The 16487-nt window shown below is 73.3% G+C and carries 16 protein-coding genes; 5 read left to right on the top strand and 11 right to left on the bottom strand.

Annotation, left to right across the window (positions count from 1 at the left end; all coding sequences use genetic code 11):
• Window positions 1-134: 134 nt before the first annotated feature.
• The 6 genes from ACIBK5_RS15670 to ACIBK5_RS15645 all read right to left on the bottom strand — a co-directional run bounded on the left by ACIBK5_RS15670 (window position 135) and on the right by ACIBK5_RS15645 (window position 7741).
• The gene (locus tag ACIBK5_RS15670) at window positions 135-1208 is read right to left on the bottom strand and encodes an AAA family ATPase (protein ID WP_399019860.1); all 1074 of its coding nucleotides are present in this window, start codon (window positions 1206-1208) and stop codon (window positions 135-137) included.
• 81 nt (window positions 1209-1289) lie between these two features.
• On the bottom strand, window positions 1290-3014 hold the full coding sequence (locus ACIBK5_RS15665; RefSeq protein WP_399019858.1) for a trypsin-like peptidase domain-containing protein: 1725 nt from the start codon (window positions 3012-3014) through the stop codon (window positions 1290-1292).
• Window positions 3011-3409: a CU044_2847 family protein gene (locus ACIBK5_RS15660; protein ID WP_399019856.1), complete on the bottom strand. Its 399-nt coding sequence runs from the start codon at window positions 3407-3409 to the stop codon at window positions 3011-3013. The genes ACIBK5_RS15665 and ACIBK5_RS15660 overlap by 4 nt, the downstream gene beginning before the upstream one ends.
• A 99-nt stretch (window positions 3410-3508) precedes the next feature.
• A complete protein-coding gene (locus ACIBK5_RS15655; RefSeq protein WP_399019854.1) occupies window positions 3509-4861 on the bottom strand; it encodes a carboxyl transferase domain-containing protein in 1353 nt (450 codons plus the stop codon).
• On the bottom strand, window positions 4854-6299 hold the full coding sequence (locus ACIBK5_RS15650; protein WP_399019852.1) for an acyl-CoA synthetase: 1446 nt from the start codon (window positions 6297-6299) through the stop codon (window positions 4854-4856). The genes ACIBK5_RS15655 and ACIBK5_RS15650 overlap by 8 nt, the downstream gene beginning before the upstream one ends.
• Before the next feature lie 65 nt (window positions 6300-6364).
• Window positions 6365-7741, bottom strand: coding sequence for an SLC13 family permease (locus ACIBK5_RS15645; RefSeq protein ID WP_399019850.1), 1377 nt, complete (start codon window positions 7739-7741; stop codon window positions 6365-6367).
• Window positions 7742-7958: 217 nt separating this feature from the next.
• Between ACIBK5_RS15645 and ACIBK5_RS15640 the strand changes: the two genes are divergently transcribed.
• Window positions 7959-8666, top strand: coding sequence for a FadR/GntR family transcriptional regulator (locus tag ACIBK5_RS15640; protein ID WP_399019848.1), 708 nt, complete (start codon window positions 7959-7961; stop codon window positions 8664-8666).
• Window positions 8667-8675: 9 nt separating this feature from the next.
• On the opposite strand, the gene ACIBK5_RS15635 is transcribed toward ACIBK5_RS15640, so the two are convergent.
• On the bottom strand, window positions 8676-9758 hold the full coding sequence (locus ACIBK5_RS15635) for a MerR family transcriptional regulator (protein WP_399020026.1): 1083 nt from the start codon (window positions 9756-9758) through the stop codon (window positions 8676-8678).
• Between the two features lie 153 nt (window positions 9759-9911).
• On the opposite strand from ACIBK5_RS15635, the gene ACIBK5_RS15630 reads away from it, so the two are divergent.
• The 4 genes from ACIBK5_RS15630 to ACIBK5_RS15615 all read left to right on the top strand — a co-directional run bounded on the left by ACIBK5_RS15630 (window position 9912) and on the right by ACIBK5_RS15615 (window position 13972).
• Window positions 9912-10796 (top strand): RimK family alpha-L-glutamate ligase, encoded by an 885-nt coding sequence (locus ACIBK5_RS15630; protein ID WP_399019846.1) that lies wholly within the window; start codon window positions 9912-9914, stop codon window positions 10794-10796.
• 59 nt (window positions 10797-10855) lie between these two features.
• Window positions 10856-12244, top strand: a complete 1389-nt coding sequence (locus ACIBK5_RS15625; protein WP_399019844.1) for an MFS transporter — start codon at window positions 10856-10858, stop codon at window positions 12242-12244.
• Between the two features lie 124 nt (window positions 12245-12368).
• Window positions 12369-13205 carry a hypothetical protein gene (locus ACIBK5_RS15620; protein ID WP_399019842.1) on the top strand — a complete coding sequence of 279 codons (837 nt, stop codon included), beginning with the start codon at window positions 12369-12371 and terminating at the stop codon, window positions 13203-13205.
• Between the two features lie 20 nt (window positions 13206-13225).
• Entirely contained in the window at window positions 13226-13972 is a 747-nt protein-coding gene (locus ACIBK5_RS15615; protein ID WP_399019840.1) for a hypothetical protein, read from the top strand.
• Here ACIBK5_RS15615 and ACIBK5_RS15610 read toward each other — a convergent pair.
• The 4 genes from ACIBK5_RS15610 to ACIBK5_RS15595 are packed head-to-tail and all read right to left on the bottom strand — an operon-like array spanning window position 13963 to window position 16484.
• Window positions 13963-14571: a hypothetical protein gene (locus ACIBK5_RS15610; RefSeq protein WP_399019838.1), complete on the bottom strand. Its 609-nt coding sequence runs from the start codon at window positions 14569-14571 to the stop codon at window positions 13963-13965. The two genes, ACIBK5_RS15615 and ACIBK5_RS15610, sit on opposite strands and share 10 nt — an antisense overlap.
• Window positions 14537-15364, bottom strand: a complete 828-nt coding sequence (locus ACIBK5_RS15605) for an FkbM family methyltransferase (protein WP_399019836.1) — start codon at window positions 15362-15364, stop codon at window positions 14537-14539. The genes ACIBK5_RS15610 and ACIBK5_RS15605 overlap by 35 nt, the downstream gene beginning before the upstream one ends.
• On the bottom strand, window positions 15361-15582 hold the full coding sequence (locus ACIBK5_RS15600; RefSeq protein ID WP_184592281.1) for a Trm112 family protein: 222 nt from the start codon (window positions 15580-15582) through the stop codon (window positions 15361-15363). Before ACIBK5_RS15600 ends, ACIBK5_RS15605 begins: the two co-directional genes overlap by 4 nt.
• Complete coding sequence (locus ACIBK5_RS15595; RefSeq protein WP_399020025.1) at window positions 15579-16484, bottom strand: hypothetical protein; 906 nt, start codon at window positions 16482-16484, stop codon at window positions 15579-15581. Before ACIBK5_RS15595 ends, ACIBK5_RS15600 begins: the two co-directional genes overlap by 4 nt.
• Window positions 16485-16487: the final 3 nt, after the last annotated feature.

Below are 16487 nucleotides of genomic sequence, written 5' to 3'. Positions count from 1 at the left end.
CACCGCCGGCCGCTGAAGGGCCGCCACCGGGGACGCTCGGGTCGGTGCCGTCTGTCGGCGGGGCGGCTGCCGGGGGGACGCGCCCGTCGTCGCGTGTGCCCGCCCGGTCCGTCTGAGGACGCTCCCGCTCGGGGTCAGAAGCCATCGCCGTCGGCCGTCGCGCTGAGGTACGGCATCAGCTGCTCGGCGAGGTCGTCGCTGGACTCCGCGTCCAGGCCGGAGACTCCGGTGAGGTAGAGGGCGTTCAGAAGCTGGTCGGTGGCCAGTTCGCCACCGCCTGCCCGCTCCAGGAAGCGGGTGATCAGACGGTCCGCGGCGGCGTCCGGGGTGTCGAGGTGGGCGCGGACGATGTCCGTGAGCTGCTCGCGGTCGGGGCGGCGCAGCTTCAGCCGGACGCAGCGGCGCAGAAAGGCGGGCGGGAACTCCCGTTCGCCGTTGCTGGTCAGTACGACGAAGGGGAAGGCCCGGCAGCGGACCCGGCCGCGGTGGACGGCGACCGGGGTGTCCGTGCCGTCGGCGAGGACCTCGGCCGCCGTGTCCTGCGAGTGGCGGGCGGCGCGGACCAGTTCGGGGATCTCGTACTGGCCCTCCTCCAGGACGTTCAGCAGGTCGTTGGGCAGGTCGAGGTCGCTCTTGTCGATCTCGTCGACGAGCAGGGCCCGGGGCCGGTCGTAGGGGAGCAGGGCCGTGCCGAGCGGGCCGAGGCGCAGATGGTCCTCGACGTCGCCGGCCGACGGCCGGTCCTGCCGCTGCGGGTCCTGCCGGTCCTGCGGGTCCTGCCGGTCCTGCCGGTCTTGCCGGTCCTGCCGTTCCCGGGCCGCGTACAGCCGGGACAGCGGGTCGTACTGGTAGAGGCCGTCGGCGAGGGAGCTGCGGCTGGTGATGTTCCAGCGCAGCACCGGGCCGAGACGCAGCTCGCGCGCCACCGCGTACGCCAGTGAGGACTTGCCCGTGCCGGGCGGGCCGGTGACGAGCAGGGGGCGGCGCAGACAGAGCGCGGCGTTGACGAGCCGGACGCTCTCCGGGGTGGCCACGTACGACCTGGCCCGGTGCACCCGGTCGGGCGAGACGGCCGTCGCGTCGTCGGAGTCGCCGGGCGGCGGCAGCGCGGGCCCGCCGTCGAAGGCGCGCCAGGGCGGTGGGACGGGGAGGTGGTCGATGCCGTCGTGCGGCTCGTTCCTGCCGGTGTAGACCGACCAGTGCGGCATGGGGGGTGGTCTCCGCTCTCCGTTTTCGTGCTGGTGTTTCTCAAAGGCGCTCCGGACCGCGTCCGGGTCGTCCTTGGCCGGTCAGGACACCGGTGACCCCGCGTGCGCGGCGACGACCGCGTGCGGGTCGGTGAAGACGCGCGGGTCGTCCCAGAGCAGCTGGATGCCGTGGGCCCAGTGGTCCTCCTCCGCGTCGGCCTCCTCGCGCAGGGCCAGGACGTGGCGGGGGAGTTCGGCGGGCGGTACGGCCGCCACACAGGCGTCGAGCGCGTCGAGGAAGGCCTTGCCGGGGCAGCCGTCCGCTCCGGCGCACTCCTCCTGCCCGGAGTCGCAGCCGCCGCGCGACCACACGATGACCGGGGCGGGCGCGGTGAGCGAGGTGTCGAAGTGCGGCCGGGTACGGGAGGCGGCCGGGGCGGTGCCGAACCCGGCGAGGCAGGCGTCGGGGCGCCGCATCCGCATCCGCAGCCGCCCGGGCTCCTCCGGGCCGCCGCACTCCACACGGTGCATCCGCGCGCCCGGCAGGGCGTCCAGGCGCCTCCACGCCCGGGTCAGGACATGCCGGGTACTGGCCTTGCGCCGGGCGTGGTCGGTGACGACCAGCGGGTAGAGGCAGCCGAGCGGGGTCGCGTCGTCGGGGGCGCTCTCCCAGAGGTCGACGGGCCAGTCCAGCCAGTCCCGGGGCAGCGCGAACGCGACCAACTCGTCGGCGCCGGGCGTCAGATACCGGAAGGCCGCCTCGATCCGGTCCCGCACATAGGCGTGCAGCCGGTGCTGTTCGACCGTGCCGGAGTCCACCGGGTGCCGTCGCCCCTCGCTGTACGCGGACACCTCGACCCGGACCAGGCCGTCGCCCGCTCCGCTGTGCCCCAGCTCGACGAGGATGGGCGACCAGTCGGGCGCCGACGGCTCCACGGCCGGGGTGTGCAGCAGGGCTTCGAGCCGGTCGGCGAACCGGGACACGGTCCGTCCGGCACCCGGGCCGTCTAGTTCGCACAGCACGAACAGGGCCGCCGACCACAGTGAGTCGAACCCCTCCTCGGGCGGCGGCGGGTCGAACGGGTCGGCCGCCGCGGTGTAGAGCCGGACCGGGTCGCAGTCGACGCCCGCCCGGGCGGCCTTCTCGACCAGGGCGCGCAGCCGGGCCCGGTCGGCACCGGCGTGGTCCGAGGTGGGGACGAGGCTCTGCAGATCGGCCCAGTACTGTGCCATGACCTGGGTGGGCATCATCCGGCCGTTGCGCACGTCCCGGCTGCCGGCCGCCGCCGTGACCATGCCGACGACCTCGCCGGTCTCGGCCAGGGTGACGGCGGCCCCGCTGAAGCCGGGGGCCAGGGTCTGGCCTCCCGGGTGCCAGGCCTCCAGCTGGAGCCATTCCCGTTTGATCAACTGGGGTGCGGTGACGCGGTACTCGGCGAGGGTGCCCTCGTCGAAGCCGGCCGGGAAGCCGTAGACGACGAGCTTGCGGGGGCTCGTGCCGTGCGCGGCGTCGACGGGCGCGAGCGCGGCCGGGGCGATGGGCATCTCCCGGTCCAGTTCCAGCACGGCGAGGTCACCGAGGTCGGTGCCGGCGCCGGTCCAGCCGCCGTGGGCGACGACCTTGGCGGGCACGGCCGGGCAACCGGGCCGCTCCGTGAAGGTCACCGTCAGGCCGTCGCCGTCCTGCACGACATGGGCGCAGGTCAGCACCGTGCTGGGGGTGACCAGGAAGCCCGCTCCGGCCACCCGGCCGCGTAATTCGATCCGGGCGTGCCACTCGGCGCTGTTCAGGGTGGTCTCCAGGGCGCTGCCCACGGCGCTGTTCATGAGGCGGCGCCGGCCTCCCGGACACCGGACCCCTGCGCACCGGCCTCCCGGACACCGGACCCCTGCGCACCGGCCTCCGGGGCGGACGGGGACCAGGACAGCTTGACCACCAGATGGCCCTCGGCGGTCCCCTTGGCGATGAACGCGCCGGTCTCGGCGGACAGTTTCACCCCGAACTCGATCTCCACGCCGTCGGGCTTCAGCGAGCCGTCCCGGAAGACGCGCAGCGCTGACTCGGCGGCGGCGCGGACCCCGTCCAGAGCACCCTCGAAGGTGCGGGTCGCCTGGACCGTACCGTCGCCGCGCGAGACCAGGCGGGAGCCGGACCGCTCCTCCACCCCCTCGACCGCGACCACGGCACCGTCACCGGTCCTGAACTCGACCAACCCGTCCACGGCACCCCCGTCGTCCCACTGCACTGAGCATTTCCGCTGTCACGGACGGTACTTGATGTCGCGTGGGGCATCCACCGGACTCACGGACCCACCGCGCGCCTACGGACCCACCGTCCCTCGGATCACCCCCAGCTCCACCAGATCCTGCGGCCGGATGCGGAGCTGGTCCGCCGTCGGCTCCACCTCGCGCGGCGGCCGTTTGAGGATGGCCGCCGCGAGCTCCGGGGCGATCACCGAGAAGTAACTGTCGGCAGTCGCCCAGGTGTTGCCGGGCGCGGCCAGGGCCAGCGCGCCGCCGGAACCGCCCTCGCCGATCACCAGCGTCGTCACCGGCGTACGGGCGCCCGCCACCGCCACGAACAGGTCGGCGATCGCCGCGCCCGCGCCCTGCCGCTCCGCCTCCGCGTCGTTGGCCGCGCCCGGGGTGTCGACGAGGGTCAGCACTGGAACGCCGAGCCGGTCCGCGAGCCGGATCAGCCGGGCGGCGGTGCGGTACCCGGCGGGGCGGGTCGCGGTCCCGGTCTGCGCCGCGTACGCGACGGTACGGCCCTGGTGCTCACCGAACCCGCACAGCATCCCGTCCGGGTCGGTGCCTCCGCAGCGGTCGCCGCTGATCGCGACCCGGTGGGTGAAGTAGGCGTCCAGATAGGCGGCGGCGCGCGGGCGCCGGGGCGAGCGGGCACGCCGGACGGCGTCCCAGCCGGTGCCGGGCAGGCCCGCGCTGTCGCCGAGCGGTTCCGGCGGCGGGGCGGGCGTACCGGACGGGGACGTCAGCAGCGGCAGCCACCGCCCCAGCGCCTCGCGCAGCTCCTCCGGCCGTACGACCGCGTCCACCGCCCCCGCCGCCAGCTGCGCCTCGGCCGTGTACGCCGCCGGATCCGCGTCCGCCGGGCGCACCCGGGAGCCGGCGAAGCCGATCTGCGCCCCGGGCAGCGCGAGGACCACGTCCGCGCCCGCGCCCAGGGTGGCCCAGCCGCCCCCGGTCGTCGGGTCGCGCACCACGGCGACCTGGGCCAGCCCGGCCTCCCGGTTGAGCGCCGACTGGCGGGCCACCCGCTGGAGCTGGGTCAGCGCGAGCATGCCCTCCTGCATCCGGCTGCCGCCCGTGGCCACGAGCGGCACGACCGGGAGGCGGTGGTCACGGGCGTACGTGTACGCCGCCTCCAGCCGGTCCCCGGTGCGCTGCCCCAGGGAGCCGCCGAGGAAGCCGAACTCGAACGCGATCAGCACGGCCCGGGCGCCGCCGATCCGGGCGGTGCCGCAGACCACGGACTCCTGCTCGCCGGTGCGTTCGGCGGCACGGGCGCGGGAGGCGTCGTAGCCCGGCCACGCCAGCGGGCCGTCCGGCCTGGGGTCCCTTATGAGCGCGGGGAGTTCGGCGAAGGTGGAGTCGTCGGCGACGAGGGCGACGATCTCGCGAGCCGAGTGGCGGCCGGTCGGCTGGTCACTCATGGGTCAGCGCCCGCTTCATGATCTTCCCCATGTCGTTGCGGGGCAGCGCGTTCAGGTGGTGGACGACCCGTGGGCGCTTGTGCGGTGCGAGGCGCTCGGCCACATGGTCGGCCAACTCGGCCAGGGCGGGCGGCGACTCGGGATCAGCGGGCACGATCCACGCCACGATCCGCTCGCCCAGGTCGGGGTCCGGCTCCCCGGTGACCGCGGCCTCCCGCACCCCGGGATGCTCGAGGAGCGCGTTCTCGATCTCACCGGCCCCGATCTTGTAACCGCCGCTCTTGATCAGGTCGGTGGCCTTGCGGCCGACGATCCGGACATAGCCGTCGGGGTCGCGCACCGCCATATCACCGGTGCGGAACCAGCCGTCGGCGGTGAAGGCGGCGGCGGTGGCGTCGGGCCGGTTGAGGTACTCGGTGAACAGGTTCGGGCCGCGCACCTGGATCTCGCCGACGGTCTCCCCGTCGTACGCGTCGACCTCCGAGCCGTCCTCCTCGACCAGCCGCAGCTCCACACCCGGCAGCGGCACGCCGACCGTGCCCGGGCGGGCCTCGCCGTCGGCGCGGACGCTGGTGTTCATCAGCGTCTCCGTCATGCCGTAGCGCTCGATCACCCGCCGTCCGGTCGCCGTCGCGATCCGCCCGTGGTCGTGCACGGGCAGCGCTGCCGAACCGGAGACCAGCAGCCGCGCCCCGGTCAGTGCCTTGACCAGATCCGGCTCGCTGGTCACCGCCTCCGCGATCCGGTGGTACATCGTCGGCACGCCGAACAGCATGGTCGCGCCGCCGGCCAGCTCGCGGGCCACGCCCTGGGTGCTGAACCGGCCCAGGTGCCGGACCGACCCGCCGCGCCGCAGCGGTCCGAGCGTGCCCAGGACCAGGCCGTGCACATGGAACAGCGGCAGTCCGTGGACGAGGACGTCGTCGCCGCTCCACTGCCAGGCGTCGGCCAGCGCGTCCAGGGTCGAGGAGATCGCCCTGCGCGGGATGACGGCGCCCTTGGGCGGGCCGGTGGTGCCGGAGGTGTAGACGATCAGGGCCGGGTCGGCGTCGCCGGAGTGCTCCTCGGGGGCGGGGCCGGTGCCGTGTACGTCGACGTCGAGGCGGGGCAGGTCCCCCACGGGGGAGGGGAGCTGGTCCTCCGGGGCCGTGAGCACCAGGTCGGGGGCGCTGTCCGACAGGATGTGGCCGATCTCCTTCCCGCCCGACTTCGGGTTGAGCGGGACGGCGGGGACACCGGCCAGCAGGGCGGCGACGACGGCGACGGCGGTCTCCATCGTGGGCGTCGCCCAGACGGCGACCCGCCTGGCCTCGCCGATGCGTGCGGTGAGGGCGCCGGCCGCGGCGGCGAGTTCTCCGTACGTCAGTGAGCGCTCGCCGAACCGGAGAGCGGGGCGGTCGGCCGGGGCCTCGGTCAGGGCCGGGAAGAGAGGGGTCACGCGTCCGTCTCCTTAGTTGTCTTGCCTGTGCTGCCTGTGCTGCCTGTTCGTGGGGAACCGGCCGGCTATCCCCAGCCGGGGACGACCATCACCAGCCATGCCGCCGCCGGTACGACCGCCACCACGATTCCTCCGTACACCATCAGCTGCCGGAAGAAACGCTCGCGGTCGACGTCCGGCGCGGCGGCCAGGACCAGGGCGCCGTTCGTGGAGAACGGGCTGACGTCCACGACGGTCGCAGAGACGGCGAGTGCGGCGACCATGCCGATCGCGCCGATCTCGCCTCGCTCCAGGAAGGGGACGGCCAGGGGGATCAACGCGCCCATGATTCCCACGGAGGAGGCGAAGGCGGAGACCAGTGCGCCGATGTAGCAGAGCAGGAGGGCGGCGAGGAGGGGGACGCCGATGCCGCCGACTCCCTCGCCGGCCCAGGTGATGGTGCCCATTTCGTCGAGGACGCCTACGTAGGTGAGGACGCCGCAGATGAGGAGGACTGTGGGCCAGGCGATCTCGCCCACTGCCTTGCGGCTGTCCTCCGGCCAGGCGGTGCTGAGTATGACGGCGAGGGTGATGGCTGTGAGGCCTGCGTCGAGGTCGAAGACCAGGACGGCTACCACCAGGGCCAGAAGGGAGGTGAGGGTGGCTGTGCGGGAGGGGGTGAGGCTGGTTTCTTCGGGGCTCAGGGTGGGGGTGGCTGGGGCGGGGTCGGTCCGCAGCTCGGCGGGGCGAGGTGCCGCTGCGCCCACCCGTGCCGCCCCAGCGGCACGATTGCCCGCAGCTGGGGCGGGACTGCTCGCGGCTGGGGCGGGAGCGCCGGTTTCGTCCACCGCGCCTTGCGCCCACAGCTTGAGGCCCCCGCAGACGACGAACACGACCCCGGCGATGACGAGGTTCGCCGCCAGGGATGCCAGGAAGAGGACCAGTTCGTTGCCGGGGAGGTTTTCGCGGTCGACGATGCCGTTGACGATCGAGCCGTAGATGCTGATCGGGGAGAAGCCGCCGGCCTGGGCGCCGTGTACGACCATCGCGCCCATCAGGAGCGGGCTGATCCCGTAGCGCGTGGCGAAGCTCAGGGCGATCGGGGCGACGATCGCGACCGCGGCCGGGCTGACCGCGCCGATCGCCGTGAGCGCGCCGGTCAGCGCGAACATCACCCAGGGGATGAGCGCCACCCGCCCCCGCACGAGCCGGACGGCGGCGTGCACCAGCCAGTCGGTGGTGCCGTTGGCGCGGGCGATCGCGAAGAGGTACGTGACGCCGACCAGGACGACGAACAGGTCACCGGGGAAACCGGCGAAGATGCCGTCCGCGTCGAGGTCGGCGACGAGCCCGCCCACCCCGAAGGCCGCGGCGAAGGCGAGCGCGCCCATGTTGACGGAACGGGTGGTGGCGATGACGAACACCACGACGAGGACGAGGATCGAGATGAGTTCGGGGGACATACGGGCTCCCGTCGTTGGGCCCCGGAGCGGTTGGGAGTGCCTGGGAGCACCTGCGAGTGGCCGAGTGGCTGAGCCACTTGAGGTGCGTTGGCTGAAAGAGTGGGTGCGACCCGGGCGCCCGTCAAGGGGGTGCGCGACAATTGGTTCAGCCACTCGGCCACTGGATCGGGTGAATGCGACAGGCCCGGTGCTACGCTCCCGGCGAGAGGGGGACTCCGTGACCGACGCCCTGCGCCCCATGACGAAACAGCGCCTGTACGAACAGGTGCTGGAGCGGCTGCGCCAGTACGTCGCCGAGGGCGGGCTGCGCGCCGGCGACCGGCTGCCGCCCGAGCGGGATCTCGCGCAGCGGCTCGGGGTCAGCCGGGCCTCGGTGAAGCAGGCGATCGTGGTGCTGGAGGTCCAGGGCCTGGTGGAGGCCCGGCACGGGGGCGGTACGTACCTGGTGCGGGACAGTCTCGACACCGAGCCCGTGGAGCGGATGGTCGAACGCCGCAGGCGCCTGCCGGATGTCCTGGAGGCCCGGGAGGCGCTGGAGACGAAGCTCGCCGAACTGGCCGCCGAGCGGCGCACGGAGGACGATCTGGCGGCGATGCGCTCGGCGCTCGCGCACATGACGGAGGAGATCGAGGCGGGCGGTCACGGCGTGGAGGGCGACCGCCTGTTCCACGCGGCCGTGACGGCGGCGGCCCACAGCAGTCTGCTCGCCGAGTTCATGCGCTCCATCGCCGAGCAGATCGCCGAGAGCCGCACCGAGTCCCTGCGCCAGCCCGGCCGCCCGTCCCGCTCGCTCTCCCAGCACCAGGCCATCCTCGACGCGATCGCCGCGGAACAGCCCCGCCAGGCGGCCACGGCCATGCGGCGCCATGTCCGCACGGTGGCGAAGGTGCGGCTGCTGGACTGGGAGCCGGGCGAGGAGGAGTAGCGGCCCGGGTCAGGCCGCCCGCTCCACCACGTCCGCCACCACACAGCTGACGTTGTCCGGGCCGCCGGCCTCGTTCGCCGCTCCGACCAGGGCCTTGACCGTCTCGTCCGGGCCGGTGCGCGAGGTGAGCAGGTCGTGTAGGCGGTCCTCGGGGACGACGCTCGACAGGCCGTCGGAGCACAGCAGGTAGCGGTCGCCCGGGCGGGCGTCGTGCAGGCGGAGGTCCGGGATCACCGTCGCCCCGCCGCCCGTCAGGGCCTTCAGGAGGAGGGCGCGCTGCGGGTGCGAGACGGCCTCCTCGGCGGTCAGGCGCCCCTCGTCGATCATCGACTGGACGACCGTGTGGTCGTGGGTGACGAGGAACAGTTCGCCGTCGCGCAGCAGATAGGCGCGGGAGTCGCCGATGTGCACCAGGGCCAGACGTGAGCCCGTCCACAGCAGGGCGGTCAGGGTCGTGCCGATGTCGTCGGCGCCGCCGGCCACGTCCTGGACGGCCTGGGCCGCGCCCCGTACCGCGTCCTCCAGGAGGCCGAGGACCCCGCCGGCCGGGATCTCGTCCGTGTCCAGGGAGCGTAGTGCCGCCACGGCGGCGCTGCTCGCGGGCGCCCCCGCCGGTCCGAAGCCGTCGGCGACGGCGAGCAGCCGGGTGCCCGCGTACGCGGTGTCCTGGTTGGCGGGGCGGACGCGTCCGGTGTCCGAGTGGGCGGAGTAACGCAGTTCCAGCATGGCGGTGTCCTCTCCTGGCTCTCGCGAGTCCGTCGTCAGGTGATCGACCAGGAACGCGGCGAGGTCCCGCCGTACCGCCGTCTCCGCCTCGATCCGCGCCCAGTAGGCGCGGATCTCACGGGCGGCGGCCGTCGAGTCGAGCGCGCACAGCCGGCCCACCCGGCGGATCTCGGCCAGCGGCATGCCCAGCCGCCGCAGCCACGCCACCAGCCGGGCCTGCTCCAGCTGGGCCACCGCGTAGTACCGGTATCCCGTGTCCGGGTCCACCCGGGCGGGCCGCAGCAGGTCCAGCTCGTCGTACAGGCGCAGCGCCTTCGGCGAGAGCCGGCACGCCTTCGCGAACGCGCCGATCGTCAGCATGTCCATGCGTCCCCCGCCTTCCTCGCGCTCGTCGCGCTCCTCGTTCCGCCACTGATGCTGGGGCTTCACCGAAGGTGAAGGTCAAACGGGGTGTCGAGGTTCCGTCGGCGATTGTTAGCCTGCTCCGGAATCGATCGTTTGCCCGAGAATGGAGCCGCTGTGGCCGGCACCCCGCGCATCGCGCTCGTCACCTACGACCCCGGCGGCGAGGTGAGCAAGGACCAGGATCTGCCGGTGCTCGCGGAGGCGCTGCGGGAGGCCGGGGCCGAGGCCGCCGTCGTCCACTGGGACGACCCCGAGGTGGACTGGGCCGGGTTCGGCCTCGTCGTCATACGGTCCACCTGGGACTACAGCTGGCGGGCCGAGGAGTTCACGGCGTGGGCCGAGCGGTGCGCGAAGGTGACGCGGCTCGCCAACCCGGTGGACGTCGTGCGGTGGAACGCCGACAAGAGGTACCTGGGCCTGCTCGCGGAGGCCGGAGTACCGGCCGTGCCCACCCGCTACTTCGCGCCCGGCGACCCCGTCGACCTGCCCACCGGCCACGAGTACGTCGTGAAGCCCACCTCCGGCGCCGGTGCCCGCTACGCCGCCCGCTACCCGGCCGGAGAGCGGGACGCGGCCCTGCGCCAGGTCGAACGGATGCACGCCGAGGGCTTCACCGTCATGCTCCAGCCCTATCTGGCCAGCATCGACACCCACGGCGAGCGGGCCCTGCAATTCTTCGGCGGACGTCTGCTGCACGCCTCCCGCAAGGGCGCCGTCCTCGCGCCGGGTACCCCGTACGACGCCGACAAGATCGCCCACCCGGATCTCCAGGCCTGGGAGCCGACCTCCGCCGAACTGGCCGTCGCCGAGCGGGCCCTGGCCGTCGTGCCCCTGCCTGATGATCAGGAACTGCTGTACGCGCGCGTGGACCTCGTCACCGGGCCGGACGGGGAGCCGTGCGTGATGGAGCTGGAGCTGATCGAGCCGAATCTGTTCCTGTGGCTGCACCCGGATTCCCTGCCGAGGGTGGTGGAGGCGGTGCTCGCAGCCGCCCCCTGATCGCGACGGCGCGTGGGGCATACGTCCCACAGTGAGGCTTTTGGTGTACTGGTAGAGCCATGCCCTCCGAGCGACGGTCCTGGGCACCGCTGCTGGCGGTGTGCGCCGGGTACTTCATGGTGATCCTGGACGTGACCGTCATCAACGTCGCCGTGCCGGTGATCGGGCGGGAGCTGTCGGCCTCGCTGACCGGCATCCAGTGGATCACCGACGGATACACCCTGGTCTTCGCCGGGTTTCTGCTGACGGGCGGTGCGCTGGGGGACAGGCTGGGCAACCGGCGGGTGTTCTGCACGGGCGTGGCGGTGTTCACCGTGTCCTCGGCCGCGTGCGCGCTGGCGCCGAGCGCCCCGTTCCTGGTGGTGGCCCGGCTGGTGGAGGGCCTCGGTGCGGCGCTGATCGTGCCCGGTTCCCTGGCGCTGCTCCAGCAGGCCTACCCGGAGAAGGCCGTACGCTCGCGGGCCTTCGGGCTGTGGGGTTCGATGGCGGGCATCGCGGCCTCCGCCGGGCCGCTGCTGGGCGGGCTGCTCGTCTCCACGGCGGGCTGGCGCTGGGTGTTCCTCATCAATCTGCCCGTCGGCGCGGCCTGTCTGGCGCTGACCCTGCGGCACGTCGGCCGCTCGCCCCGGCGCGCCGACCGGCCCCTGGACTGGCCGGCGCAGTGCGCGGTCGTGGCGGCGGTGGCCCTGCTGACGGCGTCGCTCAACGAGGCCGGACGGCGGGGCTGGACCGACCCGGCCGTGCTCGCCGGTGTGGGCCTGGCCGTACTGGCCGCCGTGGCGTTCGCGCTGCGCGAGCGGCTGGCCCGCTCCCCGGTGCTGCCCCTCGGCCTGCTGCGCTCGCCCGCCATGAGCGGCGGAGCCGTCATCGGCCTGCTGTTCAACTTCGGTTTCTACGGCATGGTGTTCACCGCCAGCCTGGAGTTCCAGCACCAGCGCGGCTTCAGCGCCCTCGGCACCGGGCTCGCGCTGTTCCCGGCGGTGGCGATGACCATGTTCGCCTCCGTCCTGTCCGGCCGGCTGTCCCGCCGCACCGGCGACCGTCCGCTGGTGGTCTCCGGTATGCTCCTGGCCGCACTCGGGCTGGCCGGCTGGGCCGCGGCGGGCGCCGACCCCGCCTACGCGCTGCTGGTGGCCCCGATGATGGCCGCCGGGTTCGGTACGTCCTTCGCCCTCACCGGCTCGACCACCACCGTGATGGGCGCCGCCCCCGAGGCGTACTCGGGCGCCGCCTCCGCCCTGTTCAACACCACCCGCCAGATCGGCAGCGCCACCGGTGTGGCCCTCGGCGGCAGCCTGCTCGCCTCGGCCACCGACTACGGCACCGGGATCCGCACCAGCATGCTCATCGGCGCCCTCGCCTATCTGGCCGCCGCGGGCCTCGCCTGGCGCTGCGTCCCCGCGAAGGCCGAGCGGTCCGAGCGGTCTGAGCGGTCTGAGCGTCCCTAGAGCTCACGTCTCCGGTTCCGAGCATCACGTATCCGGACGAACTACTGGCCAATATCCCCCACTTGGCCCAATCTCGCGATGTACGGTCATCGCCGAAGCCGTCGAGCCGCACGCTGGAGTGGGCATGGGGAGCAGCTTTCGCTACTGGGCCGAGCGCGTCGTGCTGGGCCTCACGGCCACCGTCGGCATCGCCGTGACCCTGGCCGACCAGGTGGACCTGCTCGACGGTCTGGCCGGAGACACCGTTCCGAAGCTCACCCTGCTCATCCTCAGCACGGTCACGCTGTTCCTGCTGTTCGAGATCGACCGGCTGAAGGCGCTCGACAACATCAGCACCCAGCTGTCCAAGCTGGACATCGACGCCCTCGCGCGCGATCGCAAGCACGATCACTACGGCGGTGTGGTGCGGGTGCACCGGCGCTTCCCCGAGGAGACCTTCGAGGGCTTCCTGAACGGGGCGGACCGCGAGGTGACCATCCTCCAGACGTGGATCCCTAACGTGCACCGGTTCGAGTCGGCGCTGAAGCAGGCCATCGTCGACCGCCGGGTCCGCGTGCGGGTCCTGCTGCTGCACCCCTCCTCGCCGGTCGCGGACCTGCGCAACGAGGCGCTGCGCGGCCTGCGGGACCCCGCCCTGGAGGAGGACGTCCAGGCGGGTGTCGCCCGCTGTCTGTCGACCCTCGCCTCCCTCTTCCAGAGCGTGCGCGACGACGACCGGGCACGGTTGCAGGTGCGGGTGTACCAGGCACTCCCGTCGATCGCCGTCTACAAGGCCGACGAGCACTACCTGGTCAGCTCCTTCCTGCACGGCCGACTGGCCATCGACTCCACCCAGTTGGAGATCGACGGCGCCGGCACCGTGATGGGCGGGGAGATCCAGCAGGAGCTGGACACGTTGTGGCGCATCGGCCGTGACGTGGACCTGGACGACTGGCGCAGGTCGGTCGACACCACCCAGTGACCCGTGGAAGGGGTACGCAGATGAGAGACCTGGACGAGTTCGAGGACGCCCTGATCGAGCGGTTCCGGCAGCACCCCGTGCTGGCCGGCAGCGCGAGCCTCCCGGACGCCGACTTCGCCGCCCTGCTGCTCCAGCGGCGCTTCGTGTCCCTGGCCTTCACGCCCTCGTACGACCTGGCGATCGACCTGCTCCGCGACGAGGCGGGGCTGCGGATCGCCCGGGCCATCCTGCGCGAGGAGTACCCGGACGGCCGCGGCCACACCCGGTCCCACCGCGAGGACATGAAGGAGGACCTGCTCCAACTGGGCATCACCCGCGAGGAGCTGGTCGCCTCGCGGCCGACGGAGGCCACCCGGCGGGCCGTCGAGGACGCCTTCGCGCTGATCGCGGAGGCGGGCGGGAGCGACGACGCCGATCTGCGGCTGCTCATCTTCCTGCGCTTCTGGGGCGAGGTCCTGGTGTCCGTCGAGTACGAGCACCTGTGGCAGCGCATGGCACCGGTGCTGGCGGGCGACGGCGGGCGCAACCGCTCCCGCTTCTACTACCCGCACTACGTCCACGACGCCAAGGCCCACCCCCTCACCGCCGTCTCCCTGCTGTCGGCCACGCACTCCGACCGGCTGGCCACCCGGATCAGCGAACTCCTCGCGCGGGGGCGGAACTCCGACGTCTTCAGGGAGACCGAGGAGCGGGCCCTGCGCCTCAAGACCGCCTTCTACGACCAGTTCCTCCCGGCCCTCGACCGGGCCGGAGCCCCTCAGTCCTGACGGCCGGTGACCGCCACCCGCTGCAGCAGTCCCCAGGTGAACTCCGCGACGGCCTCCCGCCGTACCCCCGCGGCGTCAGGCGCCGCGAACGCCAGCCCCCAGCGGGTCGGGGCCGCGCCCTCCAGCGGCCGGGCCGGGGCGAAGGCGCGGGCCGCCTCGTCGACCGTGCAGGACCAGGGGGCGAGATCGTCGAGGGTGCGCAGCTCGGGGCCTTCGGCGCCCGGCGCGCGGACCAGCCACTCGTTCCACACGGCGCCGTTCGGGGCGGTCAGGACCTCGAAACGCAGGGCGGGCCAGAGCGGCACGGGCCACAGCCACGCCTCGCAGTCCAGGTCACCGATGCGGCGCGGCGTACGGGACTCCGCTTCGCCGAGGACCGACCGGTAGCGGGACAGGGCCGGCCGGGAGCGTGGGGAGCGGATCATCGCCTGCCAGCGCTTGTTCGCCTCGCGCATGTCCGCGAGGGAGACGCCCAGCTCGTGCCTGGCGTCCTCCACCAGGCCGGGATTGTGGTCGGCCATGCGGCGCAGCAGCACCAGCTGGAAATCGAGCGGGGTGAAGGGACTAGCGGGGCGCTTTCCGGAGGGCATGGGAACCATCGTCGCCCACCGGGGCCGTTCCGGGGCGGCGGCCGTCGGGCAGGAAGAGCACCGAGTTCACGTAGCGCGGGCCCCTGAGCAGCGGGGAGGGCAGGACGCGGCGGAGCAGGCCGTGGGAGACGACGTAGGAGGCGTCGGCCTGGTGGTCCTCCAACGGGAACTTCGCCAGCGGTACCCAGGTGTCGCCCGGCAGCACCCAGCCGTCGTAGCCCAGCAGGGCCAGATAGGTCACCACCGGGGCGATCGGCTGGATGCGGGACTCCAGCTCCACGAACAGGGCCGGCCGGTCGCGGGCCAGCAGACCCGTCGCCCCGCGCAGGACCGCCGGCTCGTTGCCGTCCACGTCGATCTTGATGAAGCCGACGTCGCGCAGCCCCAGTTCGTCCAGCGTGACGCAGGGGACGTCCAGCGCCCGGCCATGGATGTCACGACGGACCAGCGAGGACACGCCCCGGTCGCCCGAGTCGTCCGACGGCAGCCACAGGCGGGCCAGGCCCGGGCGGTCCGAGGCCGCCGCACGGACCACCCGTACGTTCGGCGGGACGGCGGCGGCCAGCAGCCGGGCCAGATGCGGCACCGGCTCGATCGTCACGACCTGCTCGGCGCGGCCGGCCAGCCGGTGCGTCCAGGGGCCGTACCAGCCGCCGACATCCACCGCCGTACCGCACCCGGGTGGGCAGAGCTCGGCGAGCCGGGCCAGCTCCGGTTCGAACCGGGGATACAGGGCCCGGGCCGTCGCGGCCACCAGACGGGTGGGCAGGAAGGGAGCGACACGGGCGGCCAGGCTGGTCACGGCGCCATCCTCTTCAGGAGTTCCTCGTGCTCGTCGTCCGGCACCTGCTCGCCCGAGGACGGCAGCAACTGCGGAATGCCGTCGAGGATCGGATAGCGGCGGCGCAGCCGCGGGTTGTACAGGGCCTCCTCCTGCTCGGCCTCCTCGGCCAGCAGATGCAGCGGGCCCTTGTCGAGCGGGCACGCCAGGATCTTCAGCAGCGGGTCGTCGGGCTTCACGGTGATGCCAACTCCTTGGCTGGGGCGGGCTCCTGGGGAGCGGAGTCGTGTTTGGGCATGGTCAGCAGTACGGCGACGGCCAGGGTCGTGCCCGCCACCCGCAGCGCGAGCCGCAGCGGATCGTCCGGCAGGGCCTCACCGAACGACAGCGTGCCGAGCACCGCGGTGAACAGACAGGTCACGGTCGTGCACACCGGCACGATCAGCGAGGCCCGGCAGCGTTGCAGCGCCGCCTGCGACATCACCAGGCCGAACACACCGGTGAACAGCAGCAGATACGGATACGGGGAGCTCAGCAGGTCCAGGACCGCGCCGCCGATCCCGCTGGTCGTCAGATGGCTCGACACGCCCTTGATGGCCAGCGAGCTGACGCCGTACAGCAGGCCGACGGCCACGCCGTACTCCACGCCGGTCGTCGGGCGCCGGTGCCGGTTGCGGGCACGCCGCTCGGCGGAGCCGTACAGCCACACCCCGGCCGCCAGCGACGGCACGCAGACCAGCAGGATCAGCGGGTAGGGCGCGTCCTGGCTGACGGAGTCCGAGCCCTCGCGCAGGGACAGCACCACCATCAGCAGCGCGAGCAGGATCGCGCCCAGCGCGTACCGCTCCCGGCCGGTCGTCTCCTCGCCGAGCAGCCGGGCCGACAGCAGCACGAGCAGCACCAGGCCGGAGACGAAGATGCCCTGCGCGGCGGCGATCGGCAGCGTCCGGTACACGGCGAGCTGGGCGGCGAACCCGGCCGCGAGCGAGAGCGAACCGCCGATCCACAGCGGGCTGCCGAGCACCAGGCGCAGCAGCCGGGCGGGCTGCCGGATCGATACTTCGGGCAGGGCGGCGAGCGCGCGCTTCTCCAGGACGAATCCGGTGCTGTACAGGACGTTCGCCAGCAGGGCCGCGGCCACTCC

The sequence above is a fragment of the Streptomyces sp. NPDC050546 genome, from assembly GCF_044457425.1.
Lineage (GTDB): Bacteria > Actinomycetota > Actinomycetes > Streptomycetales > Streptomycetaceae > Streptomyces.
This window is presented reverse-complemented; position numbering and strand designations above follow the sequence as displayed.

Bases quoted from the DNA above. Each gene is read 5' to 3' on its own strand.
- ACIBK5_RS15645 (WP_399019850.1), bottom strand. From the start codon at position 7,741: ATGTCCCCCGAACTCATCTCGATCCTCGTCCTCGTCGTGGTGTTCGTC.
- ACIBK5_RS15615 (WP_399019840.1), top strand. From the start codon at position 13,226: ATGAGAGACCTGGACGAGTTCGAGGACGCCCTGATCGAGCGGTTCCGG.
- ACIBK5_RS15610 (WP_399019838.1), bottom strand. From the start codon at position 14,571: ATGGTTCCCATGCCCTCCGGAAAGCGCCCCGCTAGTCCCTTCACCCCG.
- ACIBK5_RS15655 (WP_399019854.1), bottom strand. From the start codon at position 4,861: ATGAGTGACCAGCCGACCGGCCGCCACTCGGCTCGCGAGATCGTCGCC.
- ACIBK5_RS15635 (WP_399020026.1), bottom strand. From the start codon at position 9,758: ATGGACATGCTGACGATCGGCGCGTTCGCGAAGGCGTGCCGGCTCTCG.
- ACIBK5_RS15625 (WP_399019844.1), top strand. From the start codon at position 10,856: ATGCCCTCCGAGCGACGGTCCTGGGCACCGCTGCTGGCGGTGTGCGCC.
- ACIBK5_RS15670 (WP_399019860.1), bottom strand. From the start codon at position 1,208: ATGCCGCACTGGTCGGTCTACACCGGCAGGAACGAGCCGCACGACGGC.
- ACIBK5_RS15665 (WP_399019858.1), bottom strand. From the start codon at position 3,014: ATGAACAGCGCCGTGGGCAGCGCCCTGGAGACCACCCTGAACAGCGCC.
- ACIBK5_RS15620 (WP_399019842.1), top strand. From the start codon at position 12,369: ATGGGGAGCAGCTTTCGCTACTGGGCCGAGCGCGTCGTGCTGGGCCTC.